Origin of the sequence: Dethiothermospora halolimnae, assembly GCF_037577855.1 — a bacterium.
Classification (GTDB): domain Bacteria; phylum Bacillota; class Clostridia; order Tissierellales; family VENL01; genus Dethiothermospora; species Dethiothermospora halolimnae.
The window spans coordinates 15,106-40,181 of record NZ_JBAKFX010000001.1 but is presented as its reverse complement, the minus strand read 5'-3'; the positions used below and the strand labels follow the sequence as shown (position 1 = coordinate 40,181).

Annotated in this window: 28 protein-coding genes and 2 pseudogenes; 26 read left to right on the top strand and 4 right to left on the bottom strand. The window is 28.9% G+C overall.

From position 1 onward, the window contains the following. Positions 1–76: 76 nt before the first annotated feature. The 14 genes and pseudogenes from V6137_RS00195 to V6137_RS00130 all read left to right on the top strand — a co-directional run bounded on the left by V6137_RS00195 (position 77) and on the right by V6137_RS00130 (position 11,184). On the top strand, positions 77–1,027 hold the full coding sequence (locus tag V6137_RS00195; protein WP_425445852.1) for a phosphotransferase: 951 nt from the start codon (positions 77–79) through the stop codon (positions 1,025–1,027). 188 nt (positions 1,028–1,215) lie between these two features. After that, the gene (locus V6137_RS00190) at positions 1,216–1,782 is read left to right on the top strand and encodes a hypothetical protein (protein WP_425445851.1); all 567 of its coding nucleotides are present in this window, start codon (positions 1,216–1,218) and stop codon (positions 1,780–1,782) included. Continuing rightward, a complete protein-coding gene (locus V6137_RS00185) occupies positions 1,769–2,146 on the top strand; it encodes a hypothetical protein (protein WP_425445850.1) in 378 nt (125 codons plus the stop codon). Before V6137_RS00190 ends, V6137_RS00185 begins: the two co-directional genes overlap by 14 nt. A gap of 62 nt (positions 2,147–2,208) precedes the next feature. Beyond that, positions 2,209–2,715, top strand: a pseudogene (locus V6137_RS00180) (Rpn family recombination-promoting nuclease/putative transposase). Positions 2,716–2,742: 27 nt separating this feature from the next. Then, positions 2,743–2,931 carry a hypothetical protein gene (locus V6137_RS00175; RefSeq protein WP_425445849.1) on the top strand — a complete coding sequence of 63 codons (189 nt, stop codon included), beginning with the start codon at positions 2,743–2,745 and terminating at the stop codon, positions 2,929–2,931. 17 nt (positions 2,932–2,948) lie between these two features. Beyond that, positions 2,949–3,086: a DUF4351 domain-containing protein gene (locus tag V6137_RS00170; protein WP_425445848.1), complete on the top strand. Its 138-nt coding sequence runs from the start codon at positions 2,949–2,951 to the stop codon at positions 3,084–3,086. 496 nt (positions 3,087–3,582) lie between these two features. Next, on the top strand, positions 3,583–5,127 hold the full coding sequence (locus V6137_RS00165; protein WP_425445847.1) for a S41 family peptidase: 1,545 nt from the start codon (positions 3,583–3,585) through the stop codon (positions 5,125–5,127). A 319-nt stretch (positions 5,128–5,446) separates the two neighbouring features. After that, a complete protein-coding gene (locus tag V6137_RS00160) occupies positions 5,447–5,809 on the top strand; it encodes an RsiV family protein (RefSeq protein ID WP_425445846.1) in 363 nt (120 codons plus the stop codon). A 218-nt stretch (positions 5,810–6,027) separates the two neighbouring features. Continuing rightward, positions 6,028–6,849, top strand: a complete 822-nt coding sequence (locus V6137_RS00155) for an amidohydrolase family protein (protein WP_425445845.1) — start codon at positions 6,028–6,030, stop codon at positions 6,847–6,849. Between the two features lie 198 nt (positions 6,850–7,047). Beyond that, positions 7,048–7,209, top strand: a complete 162-nt coding sequence (locus tag V6137_RS00150; RefSeq protein WP_425445844.1) for a hypothetical protein — start codon at positions 7,048–7,050, stop codon at positions 7,207–7,209. Beyond that, positions 7,206–7,337: a hypothetical protein gene (locus V6137_RS00145; protein ID WP_425445843.1), complete on the top strand. Its 132-nt coding sequence runs from the start codon at positions 7,206–7,208 to the stop codon at positions 7,335–7,337. Before V6137_RS00150 ends, V6137_RS00145 begins: the two co-directional genes overlap by 4 nt. A 29-nt stretch (positions 7,338–7,366) precedes the next feature. Further along, the gene (locus tag V6137_RS00140; protein WP_425445842.1) at positions 7,367–7,792 is read left to right on the top strand and encodes a hypothetical protein; all 426 of its coding nucleotides are present in this window, start codon (positions 7,367–7,369) and stop codon (positions 7,790–7,792) included. 70 nt (positions 7,793–7,862) lie between these two features. Further along, positions 7,863–10,226, top strand: coding sequence for an ATP-binding cassette domain-containing protein (locus V6137_RS00135; protein ID WP_425445841.1), 2,364 nt, complete (start codon positions 7,863–7,865; stop codon positions 10,224–10,226). Then, the gene (locus V6137_RS00130) at positions 10,219–11,184 is read left to right on the top strand and encodes a serine hydrolase domain-containing protein (protein WP_425445840.1); all 966 of its coding nucleotides are present in this window, start codon (positions 10,219–10,221) and stop codon (positions 11,182–11,184) included. Before V6137_RS00135 ends, V6137_RS00130 begins: the two co-directional genes overlap by 8 nt. Before the next feature lie 180 nt (positions 11,185–11,364). On the opposite strand, the gene V6137_RS00125 is transcribed toward V6137_RS00130, so the two are convergent. Then, positions 11,365–11,877 (bottom strand): hypothetical protein, encoded by a 513-nt coding sequence (locus V6137_RS00125; RefSeq protein ID WP_425445839.1) that lies wholly within the window; start codon positions 11,875–11,877, stop codon positions 11,365–11,367. 192 nt (positions 11,878–12,069) lie between these two features. On the opposite strand from V6137_RS00125, the pseudogene V6137_RS00120 reads away from it, so the two are divergent. The 4 genes and pseudogenes from V6137_RS00120 to V6137_RS00105 all read left to right on the top strand — a co-directional run. Next, a pseudogene (locus V6137_RS00120) lies at positions 12,070–12,285 on the top strand (YkgJ family cysteine cluster protein); the annotation flags it as partial. A 233-nt stretch (positions 12,286–12,518) separates the two neighbouring features. After that, positions 12,519–13,025 carry an amidohydrolase family protein gene (locus V6137_RS00115; protein ID WP_425445838.1) on the top strand — a complete coding sequence of 169 codons (507 nt, stop codon included), beginning with the start codon at positions 12,519–12,521 and terminating at the stop codon, positions 13,023–13,025. Positions 13,026–13,043: 18 nt separating this feature from the next. Then, positions 13,044–13,787, top strand: a complete 744-nt coding sequence (locus tag V6137_RS00110; protein WP_425445837.1) for a DUF5694 domain-containing protein — start codon at positions 13,044–13,046, stop codon at positions 13,785–13,787. Positions 13,788–13,856: 69 nt separating this feature from the next. Then, positions 13,857–14,222 (top strand): ATP-binding cassette domain-containing protein, encoded by a 366-nt coding sequence (locus V6137_RS00105; RefSeq protein WP_425445836.1) that lies wholly within the window; start codon positions 13,857–13,859, stop codon positions 14,220–14,222. 598 nt (positions 14,223–14,820) lie between these two features. On the opposite strand, the gene V6137_RS00100 is transcribed toward V6137_RS00105, so the two are convergent. The 3 genes from V6137_RS00100 to V6137_RS00090 all read right to left on the bottom strand — a co-directional run bounded on the left by V6137_RS00100 (position 14,821) and on the right by V6137_RS00090 (position 17,631). Further along, entirely contained in the window at positions 14,821–15,330 is a 510-nt protein-coding gene (locus V6137_RS00100) for an LURP-one-related/scramblase family protein (RefSeq protein WP_425445835.1), read from the bottom strand. A 456-nt stretch (positions 15,331–15,786) separates the two neighbouring features. Then, a complete protein-coding gene (locus V6137_RS00095; protein WP_425445834.1) occupies positions 15,787–16,998 on the bottom strand; it encodes an ABC transporter ATP-binding protein in 1,212 nt (403 codons plus the stop codon). A 294-nt stretch (positions 16,999–17,292) separates the two neighbouring features. Further along, positions 17,293–17,631, bottom strand: a complete 339-nt coding sequence (locus V6137_RS00090; RefSeq protein ID WP_425445833.1) for a LytTR family transcriptional regulator DNA-binding domain-containing protein — start codon at positions 17,629–17,631, stop codon at positions 17,293–17,295. 608 nt (positions 17,632–18,239) lie between these two features. On the opposite strand from V6137_RS00090, the gene V6137_RS00085 reads away from it, so the two are divergent. The 8 genes from V6137_RS00085 to V6137_RS00050 all read left to right on the top strand — a co-directional run bounded on the left by V6137_RS00085 (position 18,240) and on the right by V6137_RS00050 (position 25,052). Next, entirely contained in the window at positions 18,240–18,524 is a 285-nt protein-coding gene (locus tag V6137_RS00085) for a hypothetical protein (protein ID WP_425445832.1), read from the top strand. A gap of 21 nt (positions 18,525–18,545) precedes the next feature. Then, complete coding sequence (locus V6137_RS00080) at positions 18,546–19,055, top strand: hypothetical protein (protein ID WP_425445831.1); 510 nt, start codon at positions 18,546–18,548, stop codon at positions 19,053–19,055. 169 nt (positions 19,056–19,224) lie between these two features. Then, entirely contained in the window at positions 19,225–21,033 is a 1,809-nt protein-coding gene (locus V6137_RS00075) for a methyl-accepting chemotaxis protein (protein ID WP_425445830.1), read from the top strand. A gap of 159 nt (positions 21,034–21,192) precedes the next feature. Next, a complete protein-coding gene (locus V6137_RS00070) occupies positions 21,193–22,479 on the top strand; it encodes a glycoside hydrolase family 10-like protein (protein WP_425445829.1) in 1,287 nt (428 codons plus the stop codon). A gap of 227 nt (positions 22,480–22,706) precedes the next feature. Next, positions 22,707–23,399 carry a TetR/AcrR family transcriptional regulator gene (locus V6137_RS00065; protein ID WP_425445828.1) on the top strand — a complete coding sequence of 231 codons (693 nt, stop codon included), beginning with the start codon at positions 22,707–22,709 and terminating at the stop codon, positions 23,397–23,399. Between the two features lie 13 nt (positions 23,400–23,412). Continuing rightward, entirely contained in the window at positions 23,413–23,970 is a 558-nt protein-coding gene (locus V6137_RS00060; protein ID WP_425445827.1) for a flavodoxin family protein, read from the top strand. Then, positions 23,963–24,634: an NAD(P)H-dependent oxidoreductase gene (locus V6137_RS00055; protein WP_425445826.1), complete on the top strand. Its 672-nt coding sequence runs from the start codon at positions 23,963–23,965 to the stop codon at positions 24,632–24,634. Before V6137_RS00060 ends, V6137_RS00055 begins: the two co-directional genes overlap by 8 nt. Positions 24,635–24,650: 16 nt before the next feature. After that, positions 24,651–25,052, top strand: a complete 402-nt coding sequence (locus tag V6137_RS00050; protein ID WP_425445825.1) for an FMN-binding protein — start codon at positions 24,651–24,653, stop codon at positions 25,050–25,052. Positions 25,053–25,076: the final 24 nt, after the last annotated feature.

The following is a 25,076-nucleotide window of genomic DNA, read 5'->3' as shown; positions in this document are numbered from 1 at the left end:
AGTGATGTTATAATTTTGAGGTAAGTATATTATGTAGTGGAGCTTATAGGAAATAGGCAATTTATGGAGGGATAAAATGGAAAACAATATGTCAGTTACTACAGTAAGAGTCGAAGATAAAAACCTATTATCTACTTTGAAAGAAGTAGTACAGAGTATATTTACCGAGGCCTCGAAAATTGATATTACTGCCTTTAAGGAAACTAACCCTGAAGAGGAAAGGGTTTATGATGTATATAAAGTTAATGTTGATGGATCGATTTATGTTTTAAAAAGGACAGATAAGTCAGAGGTTGAAGTATTTAAAAAATATTTAAATAATAATAACTTTCCAGTTCCAGCTTACTACACTGATTACAAATATAAAGAAAATTTTTGGATTATAGAAGAGTTTGTATCGGGAATAGATTTAAAATTATTTAATAAGGAAACGGCGGTTTTATGTGCTGATAGTTTAGCTACTATATCCAATTACTATTGGTCAGAAAAGCCTAATGGAATACATGAAGGAAGTAGGATGGATAAATACCTTAAGAGGATATTAAAACGCAAAGAGTGTCTAAAGAATAGACCAGATGAACTTAAGGCATATGAAATATTTATTAATAGACAAAGAACCTGTCCAAGGACACTTTCCCATGGGGATTTATTACCCCTTAATGCAATTAAAACTGAAAAGGAAGTAGTTTTTATTGATTGGGGTTTTTCAGGTATTATGCCATATTCTATAGACCCAGCTAGGCTTATTACCCACGGTTCAGAAACTGATAACATTTACTATATGACAGAGGAACTGAAAAAAATATTTCTAGAGTCATACTACGAAAACCTAACAGAAACGGGACTTTCTTACGAAGAATATTTGTGGGATATACAATTATCATGTTTAAATGAAAGTATTGAATTTATTGAAAAAAGCTTAAAAGACCCCGATGGAGCTAGGGAAAATGAGTTTTTTCAATTCTATGATAGAAAGCTTAGAAAAATATCAAAGGGGATATTAGAAGGGGAAATAGTAATCATTTAACCCACTAAGGGTTGGAGAAAGATATTATAGATAATAAATTGAAAGTATTAAATAGATATAGCGTCTTATATGATGTAATGTTGTAAGTAATAAGAATATATTCATATAGTTTATATTTTAGAAGAAACTAAATTACATAATCATATGATAAAATATAAATATATGCTTATAAGCAAGGAGATGATTATATGGATATTTTCAATAATATAGGTTTATTGGATAAAGATAAGCTTATAAAGATATTTGATTATTTAAATGAACGGTTAAAAGAGAATCAGTTACAGTTGGAAATAACTATCTATCGTGATTCCATCATGACTATGATTTATGACAATAGACCTGCAACTAAAGATGTGGATTGTGTATTTAGCGAAACTAACTTTAGATTATTAGAAAATATATTAGAGCTTACTAAATCCACTTTTAATCTTTCAGATGGTTGGATAAACGAAGAGATTAAAGAACCTCTTAAATCTATTCTAAAAGAAGATAAAGAAACTTATAAGGCGTATTCTAATTTGAAGATATTAAAACCTAAAGCAGAACAATTATTAGCTATGAAGGTGTTAGCTGCTAGACCGGAACCAGCTAAAGACTTTGTAGATGCATACATATTGTGTAAAGATTTAAATATAGATACTAAAGACAAACTTTTAGAAATAGTTTCGAATTATGTGCCAAAGACTATCGTAGATGAGAGACAAATGAATTTTATTAAATATTTAGGAGAGGATTTAGGTTATGATTGGGAATAAGTACTTAAGGGCATTATTTGAATACCCAGATGAAGATACTAGTTTAAATCAACTGTTAGAGTTATTAAAAACACAAGATAAAGAGTTTATAGATAGCCTATATGAACCTATAGATATAGAGATGTGCAATAAAGAGGAATTAGAATATTTAATAAAAATATCAGCATTAATAGATTATAAACTACAAATGTATGGAATGAAAGTACCAGATTGGATTAGAAATGGAAAATTAAGATTTGAAAAACCCTATTATCATTCAAAAAGGTTAAGTGACTTTGACAAGTTTAAATTATTATATACTAGTCCTGCTCCTTTTAGTAGGCGAAATGTTTACTTTCACTTGCAAGGGATAAAAAGGATTTAAAATATATATAAGTTTATCATCTTAGTAAACTGCGGTGAGATTTTTTTCAATTAAGTAAGCTAATAGATCAGTGGGAGAGGCAAAATAATAAAGAACTTAAAGAAGTTTTTTCGGATATGCTTTTTAGGGTAAATATAAATAATATAGAAGGATATATTTATTTTCTATTTTAACATAAAAGTTATACTAGTAAAAACATATCTTTTCAGCTTTTAAAGTATATGATAGAGATTTGGGAAGCAAAAGTTAAAAAAGAGAAAACAGATGAACTGCCAATGATTATACCTCTTGTAGTATATCATGGAAAGGAAAGTTGGAATATAAGAACTACACTGGGAGAAATGATAACGGGATATGAAGAGCTTTCAAATGATATACAAAGGTTTATTCCAGATTATGAATACTTAATTTATGATATTTCAAGATATACAGATGAAGAGATAAAAGGTGAAGCCAAGCTTAGAATATTGATTAGCATATTTAGAGATATATTTATAAAAGATAATAAGGGTCTAAAAGAAACTATTACAAGAGCAACGGAGTATTTACAAGAATTAGAAGATAAATAATCAGCAATAGAGTATTTTGAAACATTTATGAGATATATATTAAATGCAGGGGAAAAATTAACGAAGGAAGATGCTAATGAAATAATTGAGGAAATAGAAGCAACATATCCAGAAGGGAGGAAAGTTGTTATGACTTTAGCTGAAAAGTTTAGGGAAGAAGGAATAATAATGGGAATGGAAAAGGGCGAAACAAGAGGAGAAAAAAAGCTCTTGTAAAAACTAGCATTAAACTATTGATTAAAAAATTTGGAGCAGTATCAGAAGAGCTTAAATCTAAGATAAGTGAATTAGATTCTGTGACTTTAGAACTTATAATTGATGATATTTTAGAGTATGAAAGCCTAGATGATGTTAAAAAGTATATTCAGTAATAAAAAAAGGCTATAACTAGTAGTTAAAACTATTAGTTATAGTCTTTTTTTAGTGTAGAATAATGGAAAACCTTCGAATGGATTCGAAATTACTAAGAGCTTTAGATTTACTTTTCTCAAAAACCTACCACTATATGCTATAATAAACATATAATTTACCGAGGGATTACAAATTCCTCAGTAACTAATGAAAACTAAGGGTGACATTATGTTGAAGGTAAGACCCGGGGAGGATTTTGTTATTCTATTGATAGCACTGGTATGTATTTTCTTTGTATGAATGTGGTAGGGAGACCTGTTGAAGCTGATATTTTAATTCATGAGTCGAGGCATGGAATACATTCCTTTTTAAGTAAACAGCAAGAAATGTCATGAAACTATATGGGAAAGTAGTTAATATATATGTTGATAGAATTTGCTTTTCAAAATAAAGTATAAGTATTAGCTAGAAACACGTTTATATTTAGTAGAAAATAATAGGACAAGGAGTGATCAGATGAAAAAATATTTAGCTAAGACATCGATTATAGTAATATTTTTAGCAATATTATTTTTACCATCATGTAAGCCAGAGAAAGAACTAGATTTTAATAAGGTGATTAAAGAAGTGAATCAGGAAAGAAAGGCTAGGCTTGAGTCTGAATCCCAAAATGATATTAGGCAGTATATATACAAGGTATCAGGTGATAGAGAGGGGTTTACAGAGGATGAAATAGAAAGCTTATTACAACCAAGAGAAGAAAAACAGGGAACAATATCAAAAGAGAATGCCTTAGAAGATACTGAGTACTTATTTAAAATTTTAAAATATATGTATGGTGGTTATGGTTACTATGGCGGTGATGAAATTTTTAACCAAGCAAAAAAACAAGTTATCAATAGTATTAATGCTAAGGAAGAACTATCTGTAAATGATCTTAAAACCATATTTTATGAGGAACTATCATTTATTACAGATGGTCATTTGGCAATTGGTAGAATTCATATTAATAAAAAACATAGGTTAAATTATTATTGTAATCAGGAAATAGAAATTAAACAAAATAATAAAGGATTTTATTTTACTAAGGATAATAAAAAAAGATATCTAAAATCAATTAATAAAGATGAGAAAGTAGAGAAATACTTAAAGTTAGCTATAAATGAAAATGGGGAACTTATTTATTATATAGGATTATTGCAAAATGATAAAAAGGCAAAATTATCTCTTCAAATAGAATATAATCTTGATTCAGAGAGGAAGAAGGATGTCATAAAGCTAGCAAAAGCCAAAAGAAAGGTTCATAGGAATCCAACAGCATTTGAACAAAAGACAGTAGAAGGGATACCTGTTCTAATATGTAGAAGACTTGATGATAAAAGAGAAGAGAATACACTTAAGTATTTTGTTGAAACTGGTTCAAAGTTAAAGAATGAAGAAGTTTTTATTATAGATTTAAGAGGTAATGGTGGTGGAAGTGATATTTGGTGTAATTTTTGGTATGAAAATTATATAGGACATCCTCCTAAGACAGGAAAAAGTAGTATGAAAAGATATAGTAAGCTTTATCTCCAGGCACAAAAAAACATACAGGATATTAATATAGAGCCATTACTGGAAAAGTATGATATGCCAAGGTTAAATGAAGAAGTAGAAAAGTATTATGGACCCAAAGTAGAAGCATTAAAAAATAAAGCTTATGATGATTGGAAGGTTGAAGTGGAAGATAGTAAATGGGTAAATAATGATAATATAATATTTGTTTTAGTGGATAAAGGTGTTGCATCTTCTGGTGAAATTTTTATTGAGCATCTTAGAACCTTAGACAATGTTGTATTTGTTGGGACCAATACAGCAGGATATCATGATGTATCAGATTTACAAAATGTGTATCTTCCTAACTCTAATTTAAATGTTTATCTAGGTGCTGGTCTTGATATGAACAAATATCCTCCCTATTTTATAGATGGAGTTGGTTTTGAACCTGATATATGGTTAGATAATGAAGATATGTTAGATAGAGTTATTAAGTTGTATAACCGATATAATTTCAAACAATAATTACTAGAATTATCATCGTAAAAGGAAGAACTAGTATATTGGGATTTTAAGATTAAGATTTTAATAGGAGCAGACATTATTCTGCTCTTTAAAATTTATTGTGGGATAAATATGTAATAAATGAAGGGCTATGACTAGTAGTTAAACATATTAGTTATGGTCTTTTTTATTTTCAACTATTAATTTTTCATAAAAGAATAGGCAATTATAAAAAAATAAAAACTTTTTGAAGACCTTAGCCGTCTATAAAGTGTAGAGCCATTAAGAATATGGAAAAAGGAGAGAATAACGTTATGTCACAGAGACTAGAGCATCATCAATGACCAAAGTAAAATATGACACTATAGATAAGGAAAAGGAAGTTTTGATAACATTACCAAGTTTATTTAAAGATGATAGCTATGTTGATGTTATAACTAAAAACATTAAAGAGCAAATGATAAAGGAAAACAAAGAAGACGAAGGGAAAATCTATATGATAAAAGAAATAGAAGGAGATGGCCCTGGAGAGTTTTTTGAAAAAATATCAAAGAATCAAGAGTTCTATATCAATGATGAAGGTAAGCTAACAATCTCATTTAATGAATACGAAGTAGCTCCTGGTTATATGGGGGTTGTAGAGTTCACTATACCGACAGAGATATTATCAGATATATTAGTCAGTGATAAATATATAAAATAATAAGTTTAAAAATAGGGATAATAATGATCTGCGTAGAGCTTCAATTTATTGAAGCCCTACCCATGTTTTATGAATGTTTTACTGAAAATTGTATAACTTTAGATAAAAGATAGTCAATTTATAGGCTATCTTTTATTATTATCTTAAAACTACCAGAATGTGCTATAATAAATATACAATTGAAATCTACAAGTCACATTATTTTAAGGAGGCATAAAATGGATTGGAATAAAATTAGAAAAATAGATGGTCACATACATATATTACCAGAAAATAAAAGGCTAGAATTTATTAAATATCAAGGTGAAGAGTGTATTTGGGCAAAGGCAGATATAGAAACATATGTTGACTTAATGGACAAGTATAATATTAAAAAGGCTATTTTGCAGCCTACAAATGATATGTATATGTATTATTCAGCTAGAGAGACAAATGAATTTCACTCTAAGATTATAAAGGAGTACCCAGATAGGTTTATGGCTTTTGCTGATATAAATATGAATGGCTCTTATATTTTAGATGGAGCTCCCTATGAACTGGACTATGCTATAAAGGAGCTAGGGCTACATGGGTTAAAAATTCATCCTAATAACTTAGGTATAGATGCTGATGATTTAAGGTTAGTACCAGTATTAAGAAAAGCAGCAGAATTAGATATTCCTGTTATGTATCATAGTAATCCATGTAAAACAGGATTTCATGATAGTTGTGCCCCAGATAAAATCAATAAAATGATAAAAGTATTTCCAGATATTACATTTATCACAGCTCATATGGGAGGTATGAAATATCTAGATGCATTTTCAGGATGTACCTGGGTTGATATTTCATTCATATTGCCAGAGCTAGTTATGTTATATGGGATCAAGCAGACTAATCGAATCTTAAGAATGTTTGGAGCAGATCGTCTAATATTTGGTACCGATTATCCTGAATGTGATTATAAAAGTTATGGTTCTATATTAAATCAAATGGATTTTAATGAAGAGGAAATAGAAAAGATTTCATATGGAAATATAGCTTCCATTATGAATATCTAGTTAAAGGGGGTTACAAAAATAAAAAAGAAAATTTCAAGATATATTATTATTTTACTAGTACTAATTATATGTTTCTATTTTCGCCCCATAAAAGTAGAGAATATATTAGACGATATAGTTGAAAATAACACAGTTGAAGGGGTATATATAAGTGCTAATTATTTAGAAAACGATGGCAATGATAGTAAACATTACGAGGTGGAAATAAAAGAAGAAAAGATTATTAAAGAAATATTAGATTATGTAAGTAAATTTAGGGTTAGACGTACTTTAAAAGACTGGCTCCCAGTAGAAGGATATAAAAATTATACTTTTGGATTTACTTTTGATTATACAAATGAAAAGTCAGGGGATTTATGAAAATAGATATAGTTGGGGAAAAATATATGACAATAGATTTGCATATGGGAGAAGATACTAAAAACTACAAAATTTTCTGGAGGGAAGCGGACTTAAGGTATTTAGAGAAGTTGGTAGATGGCATATAAAAATAAATTGCATAAGGGGTGTTCAATGTATGAATGTGGCTTATATGACTATTGAAGGAGACGATATTAGAAAATTAGGTGATATATTAGATCAAAGTATTAGTAGTTATAATACTAATAGCCATATTTACAGAGATGGAGACACAATGATGATTATGAGGGAATGTTATTATATGAGGATTAGTTCCACATTAATGTCAGCTACGATTTTGAAGTTTATTGGTAACAATAGAGTGGAAATAGAACAGGTTGTAAGTGGAGGAAAAAGTGGAGCTTTAATGCTCAGTTGGGGGTCTGAAAATAGTGAACATAGATTTATGATAAACAACATTATGGAAATTTGTGCTGAAAACTCGTGGAAAGTAATAAAAGTTAATCCAGAAGCCCTTAGGAAGTCATTAAAGGAATCAATGATTAGTAAATTTAAGGATAAAGTTTCAGATATATTTAATTAATAAATATTTAGATATGGATTTCAGTTTGAGTAAATAAGAATGATTTATAAAAAAGAATAGGGGGTTAAAAATGAGGGATTACATTGAAGTCCACGGGGGGAATATCCACAACTTAAAAAATATAGATGTAAAGATTCCTAAAAATAAATTGACGGTTATTACTGGAGTATCTGGTAGTGGGAAATCTAGTCTTGCCTTTGATATTTTATATGAAGAAGGGAAAAAAAGGTATCTTATGTTTTCGGATACACAGTTTATGATTGATACTGTTTCTAGTTTCGACAGTATTCAAGGGATTTCACCTACTGTGGCAGTTGAGCAGAGGATTATTCGTCAATCCAATCCAAGAAGTACCGTTGGAACCCGTACAAAAATTAGCAATATGCTAGGGATGTTTTTCTCAACCTTTGGAAAACGTGATGAGGACTATAATGATGGTATTCCCCTTTCAGTGGCAATGTTTCAAAAAAATTCACCAAGGGGTATGTGTGTAAAATGTTTAGGAAAAGGACATATACATAAAATTGATGAAGATAAGCTTTTTGGAGATAGATCAAAACAAATAGATGAGTTGGTATTTGGATTGGCTAAGCGGGGAATTACGGGGAAAAAGGTGAAATCATTTTGTAAATATCATGGTTTATCAATTGCTCAAAAGGTTAATACATTGACTACTGAGGAATTTAATTATTTGAAATATGGAGATGGAGGAAAGACTATATTTCCAGGGTTTATTCCTTGGATACTGAAAGGGGTAAATAATAAAAATAGTAGATTAGGCAAGTTATTGATTGAAAATGAATGTTTGACCATAGCGACTTGTCCCAAGTGTAAAGGTACAGGACTTAGTCAACAAGCTATACATACTACAATTTCGGGAAAATCTATAGTTGATTTAGAAAATATGTATATAAAAGAATTACATAATTTTTTAGAAAGGTATAACAAAGAAATCGATGGAAACAGCTTAATTGATGAAATACTTATAAAACTTAAATGCATGATGGATTTAGGTCTTCATCATTTATCCCTATCTCGTCCTGTTCCAACTTTATCAGGTGGAGAGGTACAGAGGCTCTTTTTAGCCACATTTATAATTGTAGATATGGATTCTATCATATTTATTCTTGATGAGCCAACAATTGGACTCCATGAGATTGAAAAGGAAAATCTTATTAGAATAATTAAAAATTTAGTGAATAAAGGTAATACCGTTATTGCAGTAGAGCATGATGAAAACTTTATAAAGAAATCAGATTATATTATAGACTTAGGACCAGGGGCGGGTGTTTTTGGTGGAGATAGAATATTTCAAGGTGTCTACAATGATTTTATCCAGTGTAGACACTCAAATACTGCTCCATATCTATCAGGAGATAAAGAGATAACAATTAAAAGTAAGTATAGATTCATTAACAGAAATAAAGTGATATCAATGAAAAATGCTAAATTAAATAATCTCAAAGACATTTCGATAAATATTCCTTTAGGAGTCATTGTCGGAATTGCAGGAGTATCCGGCAGTGGAAAGTCAAGCCTTATTACGGAAACTTTAGTACCCAAATTAAAAGAAGTTTTAAAAATAAAAGCTCCAAAAAAGGTTTTCGAAAATAACAACTATAAAAGATCTGAAGGGGTTGTCCTTAAGGGATTTGAGGATATAAATAAATGTGTTATAGTTGATCAAAAACCTATTGGAAGGAGTAAAATATCTTGTCCTGCTACGTATGTTGGAATTTTTAATCGAATTAGAAAGCTCTTTGCTAATACTGAAAAGGCCAAGAAAAAAGGATATAAATCAGGTATGTTTAGTCTAAATTCAAAGGGCGGATGCGGTTCCTGCAAGGGAGAGGGAGTTATACATTATCATGTTGGTTATGGGAATTTTATTGATATGGAGTGTCAAGATTGTGGTGGTACTGGATTTTTAGAAGAAGCACTGGAGATAAAGCTTTATGATAAAAATATAAGAGAAGTACTTGAAATGAGTGTTTTAGAAGGTGTAGAGTTTTTTGAAAATATAGATAAAATCACACACAATATGCTTAAAACTCTTAATAGAGTGGGATTAGGATATATAAAATTAGGCCAAAAGACAACAACTATTTCTGGTGGTGAAGCCCAGCGGATAAAGCTTGCAAAAGAGCTTGCTAAGAAACAAGTTAAAAATAGCCTATATATTTTCGATGAACCAACGACAGGATTATCATTTTATGACAGGGAAAACCTTATGTATTTAATACAAGAACTTTGTGACAAAGGAAACTCTATAATTATAACTGAACATGACCCAGTGGTACTTAGTAACTGTGATTATATTATTGAAATGGGACCAGGAGGAGGAAGAGACGGAGGGAGTATTATTGCCACTGGAAGTCCTAAGGAACTAAAGGGGAATAAAAAATCTATAATAGGAAGGTGGTTATATGGATAACCAGTGGCAGATTTCTACACCAGAAGAGGAAAATATGAAAAGTGATTCTCTAAATAATATTGATGATTATCTAAAGCAAAAACAGTATAGACTTGTAAACAGTATTCTTGTTATAAGAAATGGAAAAATTGTTTTTGAACAATATTATAATCAATTCAATAAAAATAGTAAAAATAATATAAAATCAATATGGAAGAGTATTGTATCTATAATTATAGGAATTTGTGTTGACCGTGGAATTATTAAAAATTTAGATGAACCTATTTGTAATTACTTAGAGGAGTTTTCTTACAACAAACATATTTATCATAGAGTAATAACCATTAGGCATTTACTTACAATGACCTCTGGTATACATTGGAACTCAGGTATTCATTATAGTTCCCCTATGATGACTCAAATGATGAGATCAAATAATTGGGTAGATTTCTTATCAGATATAGATGTATCAAACTGCCCAGGCAATAAGTTTGTCTACAAAGAGTGGGATGCTATCTTACTTTCTGCCATAATTGGCAGAGTTACTGGTAAAACTTCCTATGAGATCTGTAATGAATTTTTATATAGACCCCTTAATATTAAAAGTAAAATATGGCCCTATAGCCCTGATAATGTTTCATATATAGTAATGGAAGGGGAATCGAATTCAGACTTATCAGCAAGGGATTTAGGGAAAATAGGACTAGTGCTTTTAAATAATGGAGTTTTCAAAGGTAAAAGAATTGTATCAGAAGAATATATACGTCAGGCCACATTATCCAGTTTGAAAAATTCAGAGTATGGTTATCTCCTATGGTTATCTAACCATGGATATAGTTGTCGTGGTTTCGGAGGACAGGAAGTAAATGTGTATCCACAATATAAAACGGTTGTAGTAATTCAAGCAACACCAACGCCTTCTAGTAAGTCCTATTATGATATCAGTAAGGAAATAATATTAGCTATGAAGGATTTTTAATTTAATTAATTTTCATAGTACTAGGGATACCCCCTTGTTACCAACATCAATTACTCCCCTAACAGAAAGGGTATTTATCCCGTCATGTTGCCCGTTGATAGCTAACCTACTCCACAGCCTTAAAAATAATCTCAGGATCATCATAGTTCAATAAATTTATGGAGCTGAGGATATATTCCTTTACTTTTTAATATTCCACTTCACGTTAACATAGCAGTGGGTATCTTTACCTATTGTATCTATATGAACATGGGTTGGTTTATGAAATTTAATTTCAATTGTTCCTTTTGAATTTGGATCTATGGTCTTTATAATATTATTATCATCATCATATATCTTTAAATGAAGATCCCCACCGTCATTTAACAGATAATAGTCAACTTTTAAAACTTTGTTCTTAGGAATAGAAAGCTCGTGTCTACCGCCTCCATTTAACTGTTTAAAAAAATATTTATAACCATTTTTAACAATATTATCATTACCATATTTTTGATTTATATTATGTATTATATCAGATTCTAAAGGTGTCTTTGTATCCTTTAATATGGAATAGACCTTTGAACTAATATTATCAGATGTCTTATTTAAAGGAATTGGAATTTTTACTCCTTGATATAGATTATTACTGTTATTTAAAGGAGTAAAAGGTAACAACGATACAAGACTTAATATTAATAGTTTTTTAAATAACATAGAAAAACCTCCCTAATATAGACTATATTATCATGTAAAGTAAAATCAAAAGTAGAAAAAGAGTTTAAAAAAGTTGAAAACAGAAGTTATGCTTTCAGAAGATACCTAAAAATACATGGGGACCCATCTAAAATAGATAGTTAGTTTTCTAAGCTACATGAAGAGTTATTTAAAGATTATGATTGTAGTAAGTGCAGAAATTGTTGTAAAGTTTATTCCATAGCTTTTGAGGAAAATGAAATAGAACCAGCTGCAAGTGAGCTTAATATTACAAAAGAAGAATTTAAGGACAAGTATATAAAAGTGACGCCCAATGGTTATAGGGTAAAGGAAGAGCCCTGCTGTTTTTTAGGGAAAGATAATAGCTGTAAGATTGAAAAATGTAAACCAGAGAATTGCAGGGATTAGCCCTTTACAAATGAACCGAATAGGTTATTTAGTTTGTATAGTATAATTGAGTTTTCTAGTATATGTCCTGTTGTTTTTGAGATGATAGAAAAGTTGAAAGAGATGTATAGTTTTAAATAAGGGTATTCAATTTATTGAGTATCTTTTATTGTCTTCTGGTACTACCATAATATGCTATAATGAATATATAATTGAAAAAAATAACGAAATAATATTGTTTTAAGGGGGATAATATGGACTGGAATAAAGCTAGAAAAATAGACGCCCATATACATATATTACCCGAAGATAAAAGACTAGAATTTATTAAATATCAAGGGGAAGAATGTACATGGGGAAAAGCAGCAGAGTTAGATGTCCCTGTTATGTATCATAGCAATCCCTGTAGGACAGGCTTTCATGATAGTTGTGCCCCAGATAAAATCAATAAAATGATAAAAGTATTTACAGATATCACATTTATTACAGCCCATATGGGAGGTATGAAATATCTAGATGCCTTTTCCGGCTGTACATGGGTCGATATTTCATTTATATTACCAGAGCTAGTTATGTTATATGGCATTAAACAGACTAATCGTATCTTAAGAATGTTTGGTTCAGATCGTTTAATATTTGGTACTGATTATCCTGAGTGTAATTATGAAGGATATTTTTCTATATTGAATCAAACGGATTTCAATGAAGGGGAAATAGAAAAGATTTTATATGGCAATATAGCTTCTATCATGGATATTTAGTGAAAGGGGGTACAGAAAATGAAAAGATCTTCTCCGAAGCCTAAGGTACTTCTAGTGGGTACATTTCATATGAGAAAATCTTCAGATATGTATAGCACAGAAGTAGATGATCTTTTGTCTGAAAAGAGACAAAGGGAAATAAGAGAAGTCATAGATAGACTAAAGGATTTTAACCCAACTAAAGTTGCATTAGAAATTGTTACAGAAGAAGAAAAAACTATCAATAATAAATATAAGGCATATACAGAAGGACAACTTAAATTAGAACCAAGGGAAGATCAGCAGGTGGGCTTTCCTATAGCTTCAGAACTAGGACATGAAAGGGTATATCCTATTGACTGGATGGAAGTAGGAGTTGCCACTAGACCCTATGGAGAAGTCCATGGTTGGGCAGAAACAAATCAACCGGAGTTATTTAATAAGATTTTTCAAGGAGAAATTTTTAAGCTTGATACAAATAAAAGTATATTAGAGATGTATAAAATTTGTAATAATCTAGGTGAAATCAAAAGGAGTCATAAACAGTACATAAATATGGCTCGTATTGGTAATATAGGAGAGTATGTAGGCATTGACTGGTTAGTATGGTGGTATCAACGTAACTTAATTCTTTTTTCAAACATTTGTCGTCTAGCATCATCTGGGGAAGAGAGAATACTAGTTTTAATAGGAAGTAGCCATATATACTTATTAAATCAATTTTTACAAGAAAGTGATGAGGTTGAATTAGTAGATGTTAATGATTATATAGGTGAAGAGTAAAACCTGGGACAGAGGGACTGTCCCTTTGTCCCAGGTTTAAAAAAATATTAAAGTAAAGGACTAACTATTATGAATATATTAGAAATAAAAAATGTATATAAAAAGTATAGTAACAACAAAAAAGTGAGTAAGGTAGTATTAGATAATATAAACCTAACATTAAAAGACAATGAGTTTGTAGGTATTATGGGATCATCGGGAAGTGGGAAAACCACTTTATTAAATGTAGCGTCGGGGATAGATAATTGTGATAAAGGTGAAATAAAGATAAAAGGTAAAGATATATGTAAAATGGAAAAGAATGAATTATCATTGTTTAGAAGAAATAATATTGGCATGGTGTTTCAGGACTTTAACCTACTTATTAGCTTAACTGTAAAGGAAAATATTATGGTTCCCCTACTTTTAGATAAAAAGTATGACATTTTAAATTAAAAATGGAGTATAAAGATGAAAAACAGAAATATCATAGTCTTTATAGAATTGGAATAAGGGAAAATGAAATTAAAAAATGGTATCAAAAAAATATTAGTAATTTACTTTATACCATTTTTATATGCAGTAATAATAAATATTGCATATAGTTATTATACTAATAGTTCATATGGATATGGGGATATAGGGACTTTATATGCTCTTATTATTTCAATTGTTTTTATAATAATCCATTTAGGAGTATATAAGCTATATGCTAATAGATATTATAAAGGGGGTATCTAATATATTTTAGTTTTTTAAAGGGTGTTATAAAAATAAAAAAATCTTAATATCCATTGTTATTTTATTACGGCACTATAGAAAGTTAGTTAGTAAAAATGCAAAAGTATATAAGTATCTATTTTTTATTAACTGGGGATAAATCAATAGAATTGTAAACATTTAATGATATATATACATAATTATTTACAGTTCTATTGATTTTGAAAACATAATATATTCCTTTTAGTTTTCATTTTGATAAAAATATATACGAGTATTTAAAATGTTTAGAGTGAATTAAAAGCAATATATATAAGTATACAGATAATTATATTTAATTATGTTTACAATTATCTATTGCTATAGCTGTTGCTATGAATAACTTGTAATTATCCTCTTCATATACAGAAATTTCATAACTATCACCAAAAGAGAATGTTTTTTTCTTGATTTTTGCAACTGTATTTTGGGCTTTATTAATAGTAAAGTTTTTGGCAAATACATCTCCATTAACTTTGTATTCACCCAATGAACTATTTATAATTAAATTAGATTTAAACAAACTTTTCTCTTCTTGTATTGAAGCATGTAGGTCTTTATTAACCAACATATCATAATGACTCCAAATAAATCCTCTTTTTTTATTAAGTGTAAATACCAATTCTCCTTCTATATTATTTACATTTAATGTATATCCTATAGAAAAAAAGTTCCCAAAAACTCTATCGAAAGTCCCGGTAGATCTATTTCCAGTAGCTTCTAATATTTGTTGTCTATTTGTATCATATATTTGATACTTATCTTTTGTGGAAAATGTTTGTTGTTCCATATAATAAATACTCATTTAAATTCATCTCCTTTAAATATATTATAAATAATCTCTAAATAACTGTTCACATCTTAATTTTTGGACTTAATTTCTTTGCTTTTAAATAAAAAAAATGAGGTAAATATAAAACATAACATGCATATTAACTGCTTTATTATTGTCTCTTTGAGAGATAATCCATTAATTAATTTGTTGTAATTACCTAAATAAATACTAATGTCTAAATTACTAAAATATAAATATTTGTACCAGTTATAGTTTTTAAATATGGAACTTAGAGAGGCGCCGAAAAATAAAATACTTATTGAAATAACATAGGAAACTGATACACTATTGAATATAGATGAAATACAAAAAACTAACACAGTGAAATTTAACATTGTTACGAAATAAGATAAATATTTGAAGCTTAAACTTTCAATTATATTTATTTTTTTAAATCCATTAGAAGTAATTATAGTTTTTGGTATATCAATACCATCTATTCCCCATAATAGAATACCAGTTATAAATGTGATTATAAACAAATAAATAAATAGCATTAAACTTAAAAGTACAAAACTTAATAATTTTCCTAAAAAAAATTTCTTTTCTTTTATAATGTTTTGTTACTAATAATCCTAGAGTTCCATTATTTATTTCTCTAGGAAGATTTGAGCTAGAGGTAATTATTCCATATATAATAATTATTAAAGTTAGTATACTACTTTCATCTAAAAATTTCCACAAGTTCATTTCTTTAGGGTTAATATTGTTATTTATATAATAAGAATTTAATTTAATATTATCATTAAATATGTTTCTAAGATTATCAGAAAGGTTATCTGTAGACCCAATTTGTCTTTTATATTGAATATTAGCATTCAATAGTTCTTCATTATTGTTTACTAACTTTTTTATAAAAATAGGTATCTCTTCTTTGTTCAATTCTACAGCTATTTTATGTGAATTTATATATTTACTATTTTTATTAAAATTATTTAAAATTTCCATTGATTTTTTAGAATTAGATGTTTCGAATATTGTAGACTTTTTATTATGTTTATTTAAATCTAAATTGACAATTTTTCCGTTTTTTAACATAAGCACTGTGTCACATAAATAATCTATGTGTGACAATATATGACTGCTAATTAATATGCTAGTATTTCTAGATATCTTTTTAAGATATTGCTTTAATTTATATATTCCTTGAGGGTCTAGTCCATTCATAGGCTCATCTAATATTAATAATATTGGATTGTTTAATAGGGCTTGTGCGATTGATAATCTTTGTTTCATCCCTAAAGAATAGTTTTTAACTTTTTTGTTTAAAGAATTGTATATACCTAGTTCTTTAGACAATGAAATGATGTGATCCTTGGAGATATGATTGTAAAGCAAAGATTGGGCATATAAATTTTCATATCCAGTCATGTATCCATATAATTTAGGAGTTTCTATGACGGAGCCAACATTTTTAAAACAAAGTTTCTTTTTTATATTTATATTATTTATTAAAATTTCACCACTATCTATATTTGTTAATTGTAGTATACATTTCATTAAAGTTGTTTTACCTGCACCATTGTTACCAATAAGCCCTATTATTTCATTTTTATTGATTTGAAATGAAATACCTTCTAAAATCTTTTGTTTTTTGTAACTTTTATATAGATTATTTACTTTTAAGCTTAAAGACATTTATATTTCCCTCCTTACTTATCTTCACATATCTAGTCGATTGTAAAACTTTACGATCGCTTAAATTACTATATTCTGGCCAATAGGTTTTTGTTTTTCTATGATGAAATCAATTATATATAATTGATTTCATCATAGGGAGGTTGAATTGATATTTTTCTTGTATAATGCGTATTATTTTTTACAAAAAGTCATATGTTTTATTAAGCATATTTTGAGGCTAACTTTTATTTTTTTAATTTTTATTGTATATAACTCTATTATTTATTTTGTAATCGATGATATCCTTACGTATTAATCATTAATTATTTTATTAATTTCTTTTTTCTTTAGAAATGCGTAGTCATAATCATCTATATTAAAAACAACTTTATACAAATCGTTTTTCATATGTTTTAATTTTGTTACTAATCTTGTGTTAATTATATAGGATCTATGACTTCTTATGAAATATTGGGGTAATAGTGTAACAAGATCTTTTAAAGTTATTCTTACTTCGAATTCGTGTTGTTTAGTTTTAATAACACTTATGTTACCAAATTTTTCTATGTATAAAATGTTCGATAGTGGTATTAGAGAAAGATCTTTTTTCTTCTTTATAATTAAGTTGTTTGAATTCACTTTAACTTTCATAATTATTCCTCATCATCCTCCTATTATATTTTAATTGTATATAATATTTATTAAACGATTTGAGATTAGCACCTCAAAACAAGCACTAAATAGTAATATCAAACTAATGAGTAAAAGTACTTTTGTTAAAAATTTTTTATAGAAATTTTCTACTTCAACAAAATTTTTGTTTTTAAAGAATTTTATCCAAAGTATAAATTGTTCCATTGTAAAGATAAATACTATAAAGAGTACAAAAATCTCTCCTATTCCGTGTGTTATAGAAGCAGAATAATAAATTGCAGGATTTATCCCTGATTGGATACCTACTTGTCCAAAATTTAAAAAGAATCTAAGGATGAAATATAGAGATAATAATATAAGTATATATATTTTTTATACCTTTTATGGTTGATTTTTAGCGACTTATTTAAACTAATCATCTTTAACGGATTTCCAGTTTATTTTTTTTAGATTCTTATAAGAATCAAATATAGCATATAAATCTACAACGATTATCATAATAGAAATTAAAGATATTTTCATTGAAAAAATTTGTATTAATACAATAGTAGTTCATACATCTATAAAGATGGAGATACAATGATGATTATGAGGGAAAGTACTATATGAGGATTAGCTCAACATTAATATCAGTTATAATTTTAAAGTTTATTGATGATAATAGAGTCGACATAGAATATATTGTAAGTGGTGGAAAAACTGGAACTCTTATGTTAAGTTGGGGATCTGAAAATAAAGAGCATAGATTTATAATAAATGAAATTATGGAAATTTGTGTCGAAAATTCATGGAAAGTAACAAAGGTTAATCCAGAAGAGCTCGAGAAATCATTGAAAGAAACAATTGTTAATAAATTGAAGCATAAAATATCGGATATATTTGATAAATAAAGAAAAGGGGACTTAGAAAATATGAAGAAAACAACTAAACTATATAACTTAATTTTTCCTATATGGTTTCTATTATTTTTTCCACCAGTTATATTTATAACTATCTTAGGAAATTATGTTATAGATTCTTTAATGATAATGATTTGTTTTTATGTTTATAAATTAAAGGACAAGGGATTTAATTTAAAGATATTCTATAAAAAGAATATATTAAAGGTTTGGCTATATGGATTTTTAGCAGATTTTATAGGGGCTGGAATATTATTTTTAATAATTCTTTTAGGGGATAAATTTAAAGTATTAAATCAAGTGGTAGGTGCCCTATCTTATCATCCTTTTACTAACCCTATTGCCTCAATAATAATAATAAGTGCTGTATTTGTATCAGCAGGATTTATATTTTTATTTAATTATAAACTTGTATTTGAAAAGCATATTAAAGAAAAGGCCTTAAGATTTAAAATTGCAATGACTATTGCTATTATTACAGCACCTTGGACATTTTTCTTACCGGCAGATTGGATATATTAATTATTTTAATAAGTAAACATTATGGAGAATATAAGCAAAAGGAAGGATCCACTAGAGTGGGTCTTTCCTTTTGCTTATATATTTACTAATATATAAAAATTATGGTATAATAAAATGGTATATAAAGTCGAAATTTATCGAAAGTACTTAAAATTAAAGGAGGTTATCTATGAATACGAAAAAGATTATGAAAAGAATTTTGGCAAAGCAAGAGTTGATTACGTACCTATTTCCAGTACCGGTTATTATACTTTTCGCTATTATGGGATTTGATTTTGCTAGAAATAATCCAGTGCCCTTCCTTATTGCTGCCACAATAGCTTCTACCGTTACAATGTTAATCCATGTTATAGTAAGACATTTCTATCTTAAAAAAGCTTTTAACATATTAGAAAATGATAAGGATAATATTAGACAAGATGATTGTATCTATATAAAAAATAGACTAATAAATATGCCATATTTTGATGCTATAGCTATCATTCTTAGATATTCAATAATAGGACCTATAGTGGCTGTGGGGCCCCTTATACCTATGGGAATGGCAAGTTTTAAAGATATTATTGCCTTTGGATTATTGTTATTATTTACCGGTTTAGTTGAAGGACCTATATTTTATCTTATTTCAGAAAATGAATTTTCAAATATAATATATCATTATAATCTTCATGAAGTTAAAGATAGTAAAAAGACATTAAACTTTTTAGGTTTTTCAAAAAAGATAAAGATAGCCTTTATATTTTTAGCGGTCTATATATTAGGTATGTTTTCCAGTGTCTTTGGTCTAATCATGGTTGGGTATACTAGAGTTGAGTATCTCACTGTTCCAATGATTATGGAGTTTATAGCTGCTGTGGGACTTTCAGTTACCTTTGCATTACTATTAAATAGAAATATACATAATACATTTATTACAGTACAGGAGATAGCAACAAAGGTATCCCAAGGAGATTTAAGAGAAAGAATACCATATATTGTTGAAGATGAGATAGGGGTTATTTCTAAAAGCTTCAATAAAATATTAGAATACTTTGATGAGATGATACTGAAGATAAAGGTCGGTGCTAATACCATGCAGGATTCATCGGCTAATATTTCAGCTATGGCTGAGGAAACTTCTGCTACTACAGAACAGCTAGCTAGCAATACAAATCTAATACAGTCTGATGCGGAAGAGGTTTTTAATTTCGTTAATGACACATACCTAAAATCAGAAAATATGCTAGAGGATACAGAAAAGGCCACAGAAAAATTCCGTGAATTAAATAAAGATGCTAAGGATATATTTGATCTTGTTAGTTCAGGGAAAGATATAGTCGCAAAGATGGAAGTATCCATTAAAAGCACTGTAAATGATTCAAATAAAACCAATGAAAGTATATCTACTTTATATGAAAATGCCCAAGAAATAAAGGGGATAGTAGATAGTCTTAGAAGTATAGCCGATCAAACCAATTTATTATCATTAAATTCTGCTATAGAAGCTGCTAGGGCAGGGGAGGCTGGCAAGGGGTTTGCAGTTGTAGCCGATGAAATTAGTAAACTAGCTAATCAAAGTCAAGAGGAGACGAAAAAGATCGAATCAATATTAGGAGAGATACAAAAAGAATCCGAGAAATCGAAAAATGCCATAAAGACTACAGTTGAAAATGTAAAAGAAGTTAATTATCAGATGGATGACATAACAACTAAGTTTGGTAATATATCAGATGGTGTCAGTAAGATCACATTAATGTCTGAAGAAACCCTAGAGGGCTATATAAAGCAAGAAAAATCTACAAAGGAAATGACCCTTGCAATGAAGGAATCTTCTAATCTAGTTGAAAAAATATCTGATAAAACTAAGGAGATATCCATAGGCATTAATGAACAGGCATCTGCTACCCAAAGTGTAACGGAATCAACGGAAGAATTAAATTCAAATTCAATTACACTATATAATTATATAAAGAATTTTAAAGTTAATGAGTCTAATTAATACTTAAATTAAACTTAGAATGGAGAGCCAAGTTATCTGGCTCCTCATTTTTTATTTTATTAAGTTATTTTTATTAAAAAATAAAAACTAAAAGGATATTTGCCTAAATCTGACGAAATAAGATATAAAGGACTTTACAAAAATATAAAGGAGGATGTTATGAAAAATAGTTTTAAAATTATATCTATATTACTTATTATGGTTATATTTCAAAGTACTATAGCTTTTGCTACACCTAGTTTGAACACCATAGAGAAAAAAGAGATGAGGGGGCTTTGGGTTTCTACTGTTTTGAATATAGATTATCCTTCAAAGCCAACTACCGATGCAGAAGTTCTTAAAAAAGAGGCAATTAAGATTTTAGATGATGTAAAAGATATGGGACTTAATGCTGTATTTTTACAGGTAAGACCCTCTGGAGATGCATTATATCCTTCTAAATATTTTCCTTGGTCTAAATATCTTACGGGAAAACAGGGAGTAATGCCAAGTGATGGATTTGATCCTTTAAAGTTTTGGATTGATGAAGCCCATAAAAGGGGTATTCAGTTACATGCATGGCTTAATCCCTATAGGATAACTAAGAAGAAGTACAATGAACCGGAACATGACTTTGCTTCATTAGATTTTTTCCATCCAGCTATAGCGAACCCTGATTGGGTGGTAAAACATTCAGATGGTAATCTATACTTCAATCCCGGTGTTCCTGAGGTAAGGGAACTAGTTATGGATGGTGTTATTGAAATAGTGGAAAATTATGACGTTGATGGAATCCACTTTGACGATTATTTTTATCCAGGAAAGGACTTTGATGATAAAGATGCCTTTGAAAAGTATGGAAAGGGATTTGAAAATATTCATGACTGGAGAAGGGAAAATGTAAATATACTTATAGGGGAACTTTCTAAGAGAATCAAAGAAACTTCTAAAGATGTTTCCTTTGGAATTAGCCCCTTTGGTATATGGGCAAATAAATCAACAAACCCATTAGGTAGCAACACAAAGGGAATGCAGTCATACTACAAGCAATATGCAGATACTAGAAAATGGGTAAAGGAAGAAATGATAGATTATATAGTGCCCCAAATATATTGGCATATTGGCTTTTCCATAGCAGATTATAGTGAATTATTAAATTGGTGGGTTGATACCACAAAGGGAACTAATGTTGAGTTATATATTGGACAAGCTGCCTATAGAGCAGGAAATCCCGACCCAAATAGTCCATGGCATGGATTTTCCGAAATAGAAAGACAACTTACATTAAATAGTAATTTTTCCCAGGTAAAGGGAAGTGTATTTTTTACTTACAATTCATTTGAAGGGAAACCAGCTTTAAGTGGGCTTATTAAGTCAATTTATCAAGAGAAGCAATATGTTATGGATATGGAGAAACTGAAAATAGTTATCAAAGTTATTGACAAATATATTAGACAAATAGTATAATATAAATGTAGATGATAATAATTATCAATTAAAATATATGTATGTCTAGCCGATACTGTTTTTACTTGATAATATCTATTCTTATGAAGGGTCAAACCTTTATATAATACAAATTTGCTGTCAAATGCATTGTTTATAATAAAACAGACCTCAAAAAAAGGAAATCCCACTGGGATTTCCTTTTTTTGAGGTGTAGAACAAAGTCACCGGTGTTTTATTATTAAGGATTGACATATATTTATCAAAAGAGTATAATATATTTAACAGTGTTAAATATATTAACGAAATTAAAAAGGAGTGAAAAGGTATTGGGAATAAAAGAACGTAAAGAGCGGGAGAAAAGGGAAAAAAGAAATCTTATTTTAGATGCAGCAAATGAGATTATTACAAAAGAGGGGATAGATAAGGTATCAATAAGAAAGATTGCTAAAATGATAGAATATTCACCCCCTATTATATATCATTATTTTGATAATAAAGAGGATATAATAAATCAACTTATGGAAAAGGAATATCAAAAGGTTATAAAAACTTTATTATCGGCTGAAGGTATATCTAATGACCCTAAAGAAAAAATGAAGGAATCACTAAGAAGATATATATATATGGCTTTAGAAATACCGGATAAATATAAAAATATGCTCCTTAATGACTCAAGTAGCATACTTGAACATACATCGGTACTTTTTAAAGGGGTTGCCCATAAAAATAAGGGGATAGGTATGTTATGTGAAGGAATCAAAGAACTATCTCATAGTAAAGATGATAATGAAATAGAATTAACAGCCCAAATAATATGGTCTGCAACCTTCGGACTTATATTAAAAATGATTACTGAAAAGGAAATATCAAAGGAGCAAAAAGATAAACTTATAGAGTATCATATTCATTGTATGACTGAGAGAATTATTAATATGTAAAGGAGATGGGACTATGGGTATTGTGATATTAGATGGTACAGAGAAGGATAGTCATATAGGAAACACTATAACTAAGCTACTGGAGGCTAAGGATAAAAGAGTAACCTATTATAGATTAGAGGATATGAAAATTAAGCCCTGTATTTCCTGTGGAGCCTGTGGAGTTAGAGCCCCGGGAGAATGTATACTTAATGATGACATGATAGATATATATAAGTCTATAGCCAAATGTCATGTACTTATGATGATTACACCAATAAGATTTGGAGGCTATTCTTTCTGTCTTAAAAAAGCCGTCGATAGATTCATGCCCTTAAGTCTTCCCCTTTATAAAGTTGAAAAGGGAAACCTTCTCCATCCCATGCGTTATAAGAACAAGTCTTTAATAGGTATTGGTATAGTAGAACAGAATATAGAAGGTGAAAAAGAGGCTTTTAAAAGATTAGTTAAGAGAAATGCCATAAACTTTCAGTATAAACATAGAGCCATTACTATTAATCCACTAAAGGATATAGAAAAAATTAAAGAAGATGTATTATTATCTATTAAAGAGGTGATTAATTATGGATAAAAAGAAAATTCTCTTATTAAATGGTAGCAATAGAAAGAAAAAAACGTCCTATAGTTTTGCTAAAGCAATAAAAGATATCACTGCAGATAAGGGGCATGAAGCTAATATAATACATATTATAGATTATTTTAATCAAAAAGAAGATTTTAATAATCTAAAGAATATATTAATAGATGTTGATGTTATAGGTATAATATCTCCCCTATATGTGGATACCCTTCCCTATACAAATATTTGGTTCTTTGAAAAGTTATCCAATGAACTTAGAAACCAATTAAAGGGAAAAAGTTTTTTTGCAATAGCTCAAAGTGGATTTATTGATATAAAGGTTTGTAAACCATTAATAGAATCTTGTAGATTTTTTGCCAAAACTACAGAAATGAAATGGTTAGGGGGATTAAGTTATGGAGGGGGTGCAGTCATAGATGGAATGCCAATTAATGAGTTAGGAAAAAGGGGAGAGAAAATCATCGCCGGCTTTACCATTTTAGTAGAGGAGGTTTTAAAGGAAAGTAGTATATCTTATAAGGCTCAAGATTTAATAACATTTAAAATGCCTAAAATATTATATAGACCCTTGGCTATGTTATTAAATCATAATAATAAAAAATTTGCTAAAGATAATGGGGTTAGAGATATAAAAAGAAAAGTGTATATTGAATAAAAAGGAGAGGGTTATGATGAAAAAAGCTCTAAAAATAGGGTTACTTGTAATCATTATATTAGTTGCAGTAGGGGGAATAAGTTTTTATTTAAAGCTTGATAATGTAAAAGAGGCGGCAGAGGCTGTAGAAATCAATAATATAGACTTATCGGATATTAATGATGGAGAATATATAGGAAAATATACTCTTAATGAAATGTCAAAGGTTAAATTAAAAGTAGTGGTTGAGGATAATAAAATAACTGGGATTGATATTATAGAACATAGTCATGGACCAGGAAAATCTGGTCATGAAATAAATGATAGGATAATAGAAAAACAGGGTCTAGATGTAGATTATGTTTCAGGAGCTACTATTAGTAGTAAGATCATACTAAAGGCAGTAGAAAATGCCCTTAATGGAGAGGGAGAGATATAAAGGATAAGATAAAGGGATAGGCCC

What these genes read in the sequence shown, in the direction of transcription:
- V6137_RS00195 (WP_425445852.1), top strand. Translation starts at nt 77, where the DNA reads ATGGAAAACAATATGTCAGTTACTACAGTAAGAGTCGAAGATAAAAAC.
- V6137_RS00190 (WP_425445851.1), top strand. Translation starts at nt 1,216, where the DNA reads ATGGATATTTTCAATAATATAGGTTTATTGGATAAAGATAAGCTTATA.
- V6137_RS00185 (WP_425445850.1), top strand. Translation starts at nt 1,769, where the DNA reads ATGATTGGGAATAAGTACTTAAGGGCATTATTTGAATACCCAGATGAA.
- V6137_RS00175 (WP_425445849.1), top strand. Translation starts at nt 2,743, where the DNA reads ATGAGATATATATTAAATGCAGGGGAAAAATTAACGAAGGAAGATGCT.
- V6137_RS00165 (WP_425445847.1), top strand. Translation starts at nt 3,583, where the DNA reads ATGAAAAAATATTTAGCTAAGACATCGATTATAGTAATATTTTTAGCA.
- V6137_RS00160 (WP_425445846.1), top strand. Translation starts at nt 5,447, where the DNA reads ATGACCAAAGTAAAATATGACACTATAGATAAGGAAAAGGAAGTTTTG.
- V6137_RS00155 (WP_425445845.1), top strand. Translation starts at nt 6,028, where the DNA reads ATGGATTGGAATAAAATTAGAAAAATAGATGGTCACATACATATATTA.
- V6137_RS00145 (WP_425445843.1), top strand. Translation starts at nt 7,206, where the DNA reads ATGAAAATAGATATAGTTGGGGAAAAATATATGACAATAGATTTGCAT.
- V6137_RS00140 (WP_425445842.1), top strand. Translation starts at nt 7,367, where the DNA reads ATGAATGTGGCTTATATGACTATTGAAGGAGACGATATTAGAAAATTA.
- V6137_RS00135 (WP_425445841.1), top strand. Translation starts at nt 7,863, where the DNA reads ATGAGGGATTACATTGAAGTCCACGGGGGGAATATCCACAACTTAAAA.
- V6137_RS00130 (WP_425445840.1), top strand. Translation starts at nt 10,219, where the DNA reads ATGGATAACCAGTGGCAGATTTCTACACCAGAAGAGGAAAATATGAAA.
- V6137_RS00125 (WP_425445839.1), bottom strand. Translation starts at nt 11,877, where the DNA reads ATGTTATTTAAAAAACTATTAATATTAAGTCTTGTATCGTTGTTACCT.
- V6137_RS00115 (WP_425445838.1), top strand. Translation starts at nt 12,519, where the DNA reads ATGGACTGGAATAAAGCTAGAAAAATAGACGCCCATATACATATATTA.
- V6137_RS00110 (WP_425445837.1), top strand. Translation starts at nt 13,044, where the DNA reads ATGAAAAGATCTTCTCCGAAGCCTAAGGTACTTCTAGTGGGTACATTT.
- V6137_RS00105 (WP_425445836.1), top strand. Translation starts at nt 13,857, where the DNA reads ATGAATATATTAGAAATAAAAAATGTATATAAAAAGTATAGTAACAAC.
- V6137_RS00100 (WP_425445835.1), bottom strand. Translation starts at nt 15,330, where the DNA reads ATGAGTATTTATTATATGGAACAACAAACATTTTCCACAAAAGATAAG.
- V6137_RS00095 (WP_425445834.1), bottom strand. Translation starts at nt 16,998, where the DNA reads ATGTCTTTAAGCTTAAAAGTAAATAATCTATATAAAAGTTACAAAAAA.
- V6137_RS00090 (WP_425445833.1), bottom strand. Translation starts at nt 17,631, where the DNA reads ATGAAAGTTAAAGTGAATTCAAACAACTTAATTATAAAGAAGAAAAAA.
- V6137_RS00085 (WP_425445832.1), top strand. Translation starts at nt 18,240, where the DNA reads ATGAGGATTAGCTCAACATTAATATCAGTTATAATTTTAAAGTTTATT.
- V6137_RS00080 (WP_425445831.1), top strand. Translation starts at nt 18,546, where the DNA reads ATGAAGAAAACAACTAAACTATATAACTTAATTTTTCCTATATGGTTT.
- V6137_RS00075 (WP_425445830.1), top strand. Translation starts at nt 19,225, where the DNA reads ATGAATACGAAAAAGATTATGAAAAGAATTTTGGCAAAGCAAGAGTTG.
- V6137_RS00070 (WP_425445829.1), top strand. Translation starts at nt 21,193, where the DNA reads ATGAAAAATAGTTTTAAAATTATATCTATATTACTTATTATGGTTATA.
- V6137_RS00060 (WP_425445827.1), top strand. Translation starts at nt 23,413, where the DNA reads ATGGGTATTGTGATATTAGATGGTACAGAGAAGGATAGTCATATAGGA.
- V6137_RS00055 (WP_425445826.1), top strand. Translation starts at nt 23,963, where the DNA reads ATGGATAAAAAGAAAATTCTCTTATTAAATGGTAGCAATAGAAAGAAA.
- V6137_RS00050 (WP_425445825.1), top strand. Translation starts at nt 24,651, where the DNA reads ATGAAAAAAGCTCTAAAAATAGGGTTACTTGTAATCATTATATTAGTT.